9 protein-coding genes and 1 pseudogene are annotated in these 7,326 nt (G+C 46.1%); all 10 read right to left on the minus strand.

Features of this window, described 5'->3' with window-relative positions; genetic code table 11:
- Positions 1 to 133 precede the first annotated feature (133 nt).
- The 10 genes and pseudogenes from VZ94_RS19445 to VZ94_RS24780 all read right to left on the minus strand — a co-directional run bounded on the left by VZ94_RS19445 (position 134) and on the right by VZ94_RS24780 (position 7,305).
- The gene (locus VZ94_RS19445; RefSeq protein WP_045780506.1) at positions 134 to 436 is read right to left on the minus strand and encodes a formate dehydrogenase subunit delta; all 303 of its coding nucleotides are present in this window, start codon (positions 434 to 436) and stop codon (positions 134 to 136) included.
- Complete coding sequence (locus VZ94_RS29755) at positions 433 to 1,098, minus strand: molybdopterin oxidoreductase family protein (RefSeq protein WP_338040538.1); 666 nt, start codon at positions 1,096 to 1,098, stop codon at positions 433 to 435. The genes VZ94_RS19445 and VZ94_RS29755 overlap by 4 nt, the downstream gene beginning before the upstream one ends.
- Before the next feature lie 57 nt (positions 1,099 to 1,155).
- Positions 1,156 to 2,662: pseudogene (locus VZ94_RS29760) on the minus strand (molybdopterin oxidoreductase family protein); the annotation flags it as partial.
- On the minus strand, positions 2,574 to 3,290 hold the full coding sequence (locus tag VZ94_RS29765; protein ID WP_109867737.1) for a 2Fe-2S iron-sulfur cluster-binding protein: 717 nt from the start codon (positions 3,288 to 3,290) through the stop codon (positions 2,574 to 2,576). The pseudogene VZ94_RS29760 and the gene VZ94_RS29765, both read right to left, overlap by 89 nt.
- A gap of 1,185 nt (positions 3,291 to 4,475) precedes the next feature.
- Positions 4,476 to 4,889 (minus strand): CBS domain-containing protein, encoded by a 414-nt coding sequence (locus VZ94_RS19455; RefSeq protein ID WP_045780507.1) that lies wholly within the window; start codon positions 4,887 to 4,889, stop codon positions 4,476 to 4,478.
- A complete protein-coding gene (locus VZ94_RS19460; protein ID WP_239650094.1) occupies positions 4,886 to 5,134 on the minus strand; it encodes a P-II family nitrogen regulator in 249 nt (82 codons plus the stop codon). Before VZ94_RS19460 ends, VZ94_RS19455 begins: the two co-directional genes overlap by 4 nt.
- A 112-nt stretch (positions 5,135 to 5,246) precedes the next feature.
- Positions 5,247 to 5,834, minus strand: coding sequence for a DUF1538 domain-containing protein (locus VZ94_RS19465; RefSeq protein WP_338040539.1), 588 nt, complete (start codon positions 5,832 to 5,834; stop codon positions 5,247 to 5,249).
- Positions 5,812 to 6,024: a DUF1538 family protein gene (locus VZ94_RS32555; RefSeq protein ID WP_338040537.1), complete on the minus strand. Its 213-nt coding sequence runs from the start codon at positions 6,022 to 6,024 to the stop codon at positions 5,812 to 5,814. Before VZ94_RS32555 ends, VZ94_RS19465 begins: the two co-directional genes overlap by 23 nt.
- Positions 6,021 to 6,755, minus strand: a complete 735-nt coding sequence (locus VZ94_RS19470) for a DUF1538 domain-containing protein (RefSeq protein ID WP_082081839.1) — start codon at positions 6,753 to 6,755, stop codon at positions 6,021 to 6,023. The genes VZ94_RS32555 and VZ94_RS19470 overlap by 4 nt, the downstream gene beginning before the upstream one ends.
- Positions 6,756 to 6,966: 211 nt before the next feature.
- Positions 6,967 to 7,305 carry an ELM1/GtrOC1 family putative glycosyltransferase gene (locus tag VZ94_RS24780; protein ID WP_082081847.1) on the minus strand — a complete coding sequence of 113 codons (339 nt, stop codon included), beginning with the start codon at positions 7,303 to 7,305 and terminating at the stop codon, positions 6,967 to 6,969.
- Positions 7,306 to 7,326: the final 21 nt, after the last annotated feature.

The raw sequence follows: 7,326 nt of genomic DNA on the forward strand, positions 1-7,326 counted from the left end.
TTGTGGCTTTTACCTAACTAAACAATGAAATATTTAACTWWYTTTTCGGTTTTTTGGTAGATATGTTGCATTGCAACGTATCTAAGGCACTCCAACCTGATATGAACAAAACCAAAAAGTTAAAAGATTAGTATTAGACCTTTGGTGGGCCGTAATAACCTTTTTTTTCATTAGCTGTTTCTATTAATGCTGTTGCTCCTGCAAGTACATGCTCATGTAGATTATTGCCTCCTTCTTTTTTGATATATTCTAAAAGCGCTTGACGCATTCTAGGATCCCAATAGGTGCGAAGATGGTTGCGGATGCCTTCTATCTGCCTGACGGGTGGGTAGGGCGCAAAGAAATCGCCGATTTGGTTAGCCATATCGATTAACTTGTCCATATCTATTACGGTATCGTCTTGCGCACCGCCAGGCTGCTTTACAGAATAACTCATGCAATAATCTCCTCGGTCACGGCTTGTTTCTGAATACCTGACCTTACTGTCTCGGTTTCAGCGGTGGCTTTGATCACTTCAACAGCGGTTACTTTGTATTCGGGACAGTTGGTCGCCCAATCGGATAAGTCAGATGTCAAAACGTTAGCCTTAGACTTAGCGTGATGGAAGGTGGTATAAACAATGCCGGGGTTTACGCGTTTCGACAGCTTGGCTTTTAGCTGGGTGGTACCAAAGCGGCTGCTAATGCTTAACCAATCACCGTCGCGAATACCGCGAACGTGGGCGTCCTCCGCATTAATCTCCAAGATATCCTCAGGATGCCACATGGAGTTAGCCGTGCGCCGCGTTTGTGTCCCCACATTGTATTGGCTTAGGATGCGGCCGGTGGTCAATAACAACGGATACTGATCGTTGGTGCGCTCGATGGTGGGCACATATTCCGTTAACATAAAGGTGCCACGCCCGTTAGCGCGCGGAAATTTAACGGTGTGCAAGACTTCGGTGCCTTCTGGCGCGTTTTCATCACAAGGCCATTGCGCGGAGCCGATACGATCCAACAAAGCAAAACTCATTCCCTTGTAAGCCGGAGACAAACGGGCAATCTCATCCAGAATTTCCCCTGCATTGTTGTAATGCGCCGGATAGCCCATCGCATTCATCAGCTTGACGACAACTTCCCAATCTTGGTAGCCGGCCAGCGGCTCGACCACTTTGCGCACGCGGTTAACACGCCGTTCCGCGCTGGTGAAGCTGCCTTCTTTTTCAAGGGAAGACGAACCCGGTAATAAAACATGCGCGTATTTTGCAGTTTCGTTTAAGAATATATCCTGAAGAACGACACACTCCATACTCTTCATGGCTGCTATTACGTGGTGTTGATTCGGATCGCTTTGCACCGGATCTTCACCCATGATGAACATGCCGCGGAAATGTCCGCTCAGCGCGGCATCAAACATATTCGGCAAGCGCAGGCCAGGCTCGTCGTCCAATGGCACGCCCCAGTCGCCCTCAAAAGATGAGCGTACCTCAGGGTCGGTCACGAAGCGATAACCACTGAAGACGTGTGGCCAACTGCCAAGGCAGCTTCCACCCTGTACGTTGCCTTGTCCGCGCAGAGGGTTAACGCCAACGCCTTCACGGCCAAACATGCCGCAAGCCAGCGCTAGGTTACCTAGACACATCACACCGGTTGAACCTTGTGAATGCTCGGTGACGCCAAGGCCGTAATAAATAGCGCTGTTCGGGCCACCAGCGTACATACGGGCGACTTGCCGAATCGCTTCAGGATCAATACCGGCTTGCGGACCGATAATTTCAGGCGCATACCGATCACTACCGACTAAGTCCATCCAAACTTCAAACTCTTCCCATTCGCAGCGCTCCCTTATAAATTGCTCGTTGTACAATTTTTCGCGGACGATTACGTGCGAAATACTGTCCAATACAGCAACGTTAGTGCCGGGACGTAAGGCCAAATGCAAGCTGGCTTTACAGTGTGCCGAATCCACCGTCTCGGTGCGGCGCGGATCAATGACGATCAGCTTTGCACCTTTCGCGAATGCGTCGCTTCATCAAGGAACCGAAAACCGGATGGCCTTCTGTCGGGTTAGCGCCAACCACCATAATGACATTGGCTTGCAAAATGGAATCGAAATGCTGGCTCGCCGCCCCCCAACCGACAGTGGCAGACATACCAAATTGGGTGGGTGAATGGCAGATACGTGCGCAATTGTCGATATTGTTGTTGCCCATAACCGCACGCACCAACTTTTGCACCAAAAAGATTTCTTCGTTTGTGCAACGAGAACTGGACACTCCGCCGATGGATTTTTTGCCGTGTTTATCCTGTATTCGCTTAAATTCACTGGCGGCATAGTTGATGGCTTCATCCCAGCTGGCTTCTTTCCAGGGATCATCAATGGATTTGCGGATTAGCGGAGTACGGATGCGATCAGGGTGATTGTAATAATCATAGGCAAAACGGCCTTTCACACAACTATGGCCGTGATTGGCTTTGCCTTCTTTCCATGGAATCATCCGGACGATCTTACCTTGGTAAGTTTCAGCTTTAAAGCTACAGCCCACGCCACAATAGGCGCATGTAGTTATTACACTGCGATCGGGTTTGATTGGATTAGCCACGTTGATATCCTCCTTCAAATAGGCTTTTTTCGACAAGAGCCTGCGTCGGGCAAGTTTGCACACAGGCACCACAACTGACACATTCTGATTCAAAAAAGGAGTGATTTTCCCCGGCGGCGACCTGGGATTCAAACCCCCTACCCGAAATCGTCAAAGCAAATGTCCCTTGGATTTCCTCGCAAGCGCGGACACAACGGCTGCAAACGATGCACTTTGCGGGATCAAACAGGAAATATGGGTTGGATTCATCAACTGGAGCATCTTGATGGTTATCGCCTTTGCGGTAGGGATGGGAAGTTACGCCACATTGTTTCAATGTTTCGTGAAATTCGCTCCAACCACCTTCAATATCTTGTTCTGGAAAGTCGGAAAGGTAGAGCTCAAGTACGCCTTTACGCAGTTTTTGCAGGTCGTCTGACTGTGTTTTTACCACCATGCCTTCTTCAACCAAGGTAGTGCAGCTGGCAGGAAAACCCTTGCGGCCTTCAATTTCTACCAAACATACCCGGCAACTGCCGAAAGGTTCAAGTGTGTCTGTCGCACATAGTTTAGGTACGCTTTGCCCCGCTTTCGCGGCAGCTAACATGATTGAGCTGCCCGATGGCACCTGAACAGCTAAACCGTCTATTGTTAGCGCAACTTCGACCCCATTCCTTGGCGGGGTGCCAACATCAATTTCTTCTCGTAAATCTCGTAATTCAGCCCACATACAGATTTTTCCATAAGGTTAGTATTATTCTTAAATTATTTTATACCAGAAGTTACGGATTGACAGCTAAGTTGTAATATGTAATTTAAAAATTCCCAATCAGCTCCTTGTAATGATCTAATTAATTGGACAGGCAGAAGAATCCCTTATATTTCTGACCGACAACTTCAAGTTAAAAATTGCCTAACTGATGGTTGACGAAAACTTCAAGGCGCATTAGCAACTGCATAATGCACAGGATGTTCAATCTTTATAATGCTATAGCCTATTGCCCCTTATAAAAATTGCGGTTACTCGTATTACCAACTTAACAGCTGCGGATACAGGCATCAAAACAGTTATGCACAAAAACTGTGGATAACTCTGTGGAAAGCGTGTTATATCGTCTGCTTAGATACGGCTTTTATTACAGTTTTTTCAGATTGTATAAATAGTCTACAATTGTAATTTAATATATTAATCAATAAGTTAAGTAAAAACATCTAATCAACCTGAGCATCCAAAAGAAACAAACGTCATATTCCATTTTTCTGTGGGAAAGCCGTATTGAATCAATACTAAAATAGACTTAAACTACCAACATTAATGCTTTACAGGCAACACTGACAAGTGTTTGCCTAGAGTCGTTCAGAAAGTATTAGCGATTAGCGCACATGAAGCCAAACCAGAATGCAGAACACCATAGTCACATAAAAACCGGATTCGGAAGCTTCATTATGGCTACCTTGCTATTACGACTTATTAATAGTGCGACTTATTAGGTTGTAGCGCACTTAGATAGCCTGACTTACATTCGATCCAAGGGACTAACAACGCCCTTTCCACCTTTATTCAGCACATGGGTGTAAATCATCGTTGTTGCCACATCTATCCTGACACATAGGGCATTCACGGTAGAATCTAGTAACTCTACGCGCATACCTGATAGCCATGAGTGAATGACTTAACGCCATAAGGTGTTTTTGTCTAGGCACTAGGCGCATCTATCGAGGATACACGCGAACGATGCGCTTCCTTATCGCGTTAAGTCGTGGGGGGTGAATGATTAAGTTTGGGAGCGAGCAATAATAATCTTAGCAACTTAAATCTGCGTAACATCAGATACTAACTATGGTGTTTAATCAAGGCTTGATTTTGGGAGTTTAAGACGGTGTCTACAATCTCACCATAAAATAAAATCCTTATTTAGTTGCAGATAGCATATAAACCGTCTAAAACCAATGAGTTAGGGCTGATCATGCCAACCACTTGATTATCCACAATCACCGGCGCCCGTACTAAGTTATAGGTTGAAAACAACCGTGAACAGTGGCGGATGTCCATTTCCGGGTGAACGCTAATCACAGGACAAGTCATCACCTCATAAATATTCACCCTGTCTGGGGCGCGGTTTTTTGCCAACACATCCCGCGCAATGTCGCTGGAGGTAATCATGCCCCATTCATCGTCAGAGTGGCGTTTATTCACAATCAGTACCGAAGTGCGGTGAATTTTCATCGCTTCTAACGCTTCTTTAATAGTTTGGGTGGCTTCAATCCGGCTGAACTCGCTTTTCATAATCTCTTTGACTCGAATGGTTTTGCTGGTATCACAACTCATAATGTGTCCTCTAGTTCTTGTGTTAATTTTTCAACCTGGCGCATTACCCCAATAGCGTCTTCCACATCAATCTGAAAGGCGATGCCGGTGCCAGGCTTGCTGTCAAATTCGCCAACTTTGGCAATTTCTTCCAAAATATGCCGACTTAAGTGTTCTTCGACTAAAAACAGCAGCACGTCGCGCTGGGTTTCTAAGGTTAGCCCGAAAAACGTTTTTTGATTGTTTAATGCCCTCTCCTCTGGCACTGGTAATCACGGTTGCGCCTTTTGCGCCGTTTTGCCGCGCCGTATCCAGCACGGTATTGGTTTTGTCCGCTTCGACAAATGCAATTAATAATTTAAAGTGCATAAAGACCTCTTAAGAGTGAGATGATGAATGTTTGCTACGCCATAGGGCAATTTGCGAATAAGCCAACACTGAAATAATTGGGAACAAACTGGCAAACGCAATCAAGCCAAAACCGTCAAACAACGGGTTTCGTCCCGGTATTGTAGAAGCCAGGCCAATCCCTAAAGCCGTTACCAAAGGGACAGTCACTGTCGAAGTGGTTACGCCGCCGGAATCGTAAGCCAGGCCAACAATGATTTTCGGCGCGTAAGCGGTTTGAATCAGTACCACTACATAACCGGCGATAATGTAATAATAAAGTTCACTGCCAGTGACAATTCTGAATGTTCCCAACGCAATCCCCAAGGCGACACCAACCGATACCGCCAATCGCAGACCAAATGCGCCAATTGTGCCGCCGGAGACGGTTTCCGCTTTTATCGCCACCGCAAGTAAAGAAGGTTCGGCTAAAGTAGTGGCAAAACCAATACAGGCCGCAAACAGATAAACCCAGCCGTATTTTGTCCAGGAAATTTCTGTCGCCTCGGCAGGAATGCCTAAAAATTCGGGCGTGGTGAGCTGTTTCGCCATCAAATCACCGAGCGGAAATAGCGCCATATTCAACCCTTCTAAAAAAAAAGGCTATGCCGATTAACACATAGAAAAAACCCAGTGCTGTTTTAGTCGGATGCGGGAGGGGTTTGCGAATCACTAAAAGCTGAAAGCCTATAATAATCGCCGCAATCGGCAATACATCGGTACAGGTTGTCCAAATCACGGTTAAAAAATTATAAAACCACTCTGTCATCGTAATATTCCGTAAGCCATAACAAACACTATTGGCGTTAATGATGCGAATGCAATCAGCCCGAAGCCATCTATCATCGGATTCCGGCCTTTAATGGCGGTTGCCAAACCAATCCCTAATGCAGTCACTAACGGCACGGTAATCGTGGATGTTGTCACGCCGCCGGAATCATAGGCAATACCGATGATTTCCTTCGGTGCAAATGGGGTGATAATCAACACCGCCGCATAGCCGCAGATAATCAGATAATGCAAAGGCCAGCCTTTGATAATCCGCAATACCCCGACCATAATCGCAAAACCGACTGACAAAGCCACTGATAAACGCAAACCCATAGCATAACCGGCTTTAGCTTGCAAATCAGCGGAAATCAATTTACCTTTGGCCGCAATATTGGCTGCCTCATTCGCCACCGCAATTAAGGCGGGTTCAGCTACCGTTGTGCCAAACCCTAAACAGAATGCAAAAGTCAGCAACCATGCGACACTGCCTTTTTTTGCAAACGCATAAGCCATCGACTCGCCAATCGGAAATAGTCCCAATTCCAGCCCTTGAATAAATAATGTCAACCCCAGCACCACAAACACTGTGCCCATTATTAAATTTCCCAAATCCGGAATCGGCTGTTTTATCACCCATATTTGAAAAACAATAACGACGGCCAAAATCGGTGCTAAATCTAAAAAACTGCTGCCTAATTGCTTAACAAATGGGTGTTTAAAAAAAGACATGTTTATCCCTCAATGAAAAGTTGACCGCTTGAATATGCTGATTTCATTTCTTTAAATAACTCGTAAGATGGGTAGAGCGATAAGGCCGTAAGAAGCGCTTATAGGGTGCGTCGAACGAAGGAAGGCGCATTGTTTGCGTGTTTCCTTCTGTATCGTACATTCTATTTGGTATATCCATAGTGCATAACAGTCACCGTTTGAGCGGCGAACGTTATGCTTGCAAACACTGAAAAACCGCTTTTGCGACATCACCGGTAGGGTCGAGTGGCTGATACGTCCATGCCTGATAGTCGTGTGTGAGAGGCTTAGCGGCGCCGTATTCGATTAATTTGGCGATGATGTCTTGATGGTATTTTTCCATAGCGCTATCGGTAAGATCAACCAGCAAAGGCGTGCCTGTGTAGGCGGCTTCTGAGCACATGGACAATGAATCGCCTGTAACGATGAGTACATCGGCGTAGGCTAGCATGGCGTGATAAAGACTGTGCTCGGTTTTGCGCCAGTCAAAAAAARATGATACTGGCTTGTTAATTCGCTTAATAATACGGATAGTGCGTCATTGGGTGTGCGT

This window comes from Methylocucumis oryzae, assembly GCF_000963695.1.
GTDB lineage: Bacteria > Pseudomonadota > Gammaproteobacteria > Methylococcales > Methylomonadaceae > Methylovulum > Methylovulum oryzae.

Coding starts and splice junctions, on each gene's coding strand:
- VZ94_RS19445 (WP_045780506.1), bottom strand. CDS start 436: ATGAGTTATTCTGTAAAGCAGCCTGGCGGTGCGCAAGACGATACCGTA.
- VZ94_RS29755 (WP_338040538.1), bottom strand. CDS start 1,098: ATGAATGCGATGGGCTATCCGGCGCATTACAACAATGCAGGGGAAATT.
- VZ94_RS29765 (WP_109867737.1), bottom strand. CDS start 3,290: ATGTGGGCTGAATTACGAGATTTACGAGAAGAAATTGATGTTGGCACC.
- VZ94_RS19455 (WP_045780507.1), bottom strand. CDS start 4,889: ATGAGTTGTGATACCAGCAAAACCATTCGAGTCAAAGAGATTATGAAA.
- VZ94_RS19465 (WP_338040539.1), bottom strand. CDS start 5,834: ATGGCGCTATTTCCGCTCGGTGATTTGATGGCGAAACAGCTCACCACG.
- VZ94_RS32555 (WP_338040537.1), bottom strand. CDS start 6,024: ATGACAGAGTGGTTTTATAATTTTTTAACCGTGATTTGGACAACCTGT.
- VZ94_RS19470 (WP_082081839.1), bottom strand. CDS start 6,755: ATGTCTTTTTTTAAACACCCATTTGTTAAGCAATTAGGCAGCAGTTTT.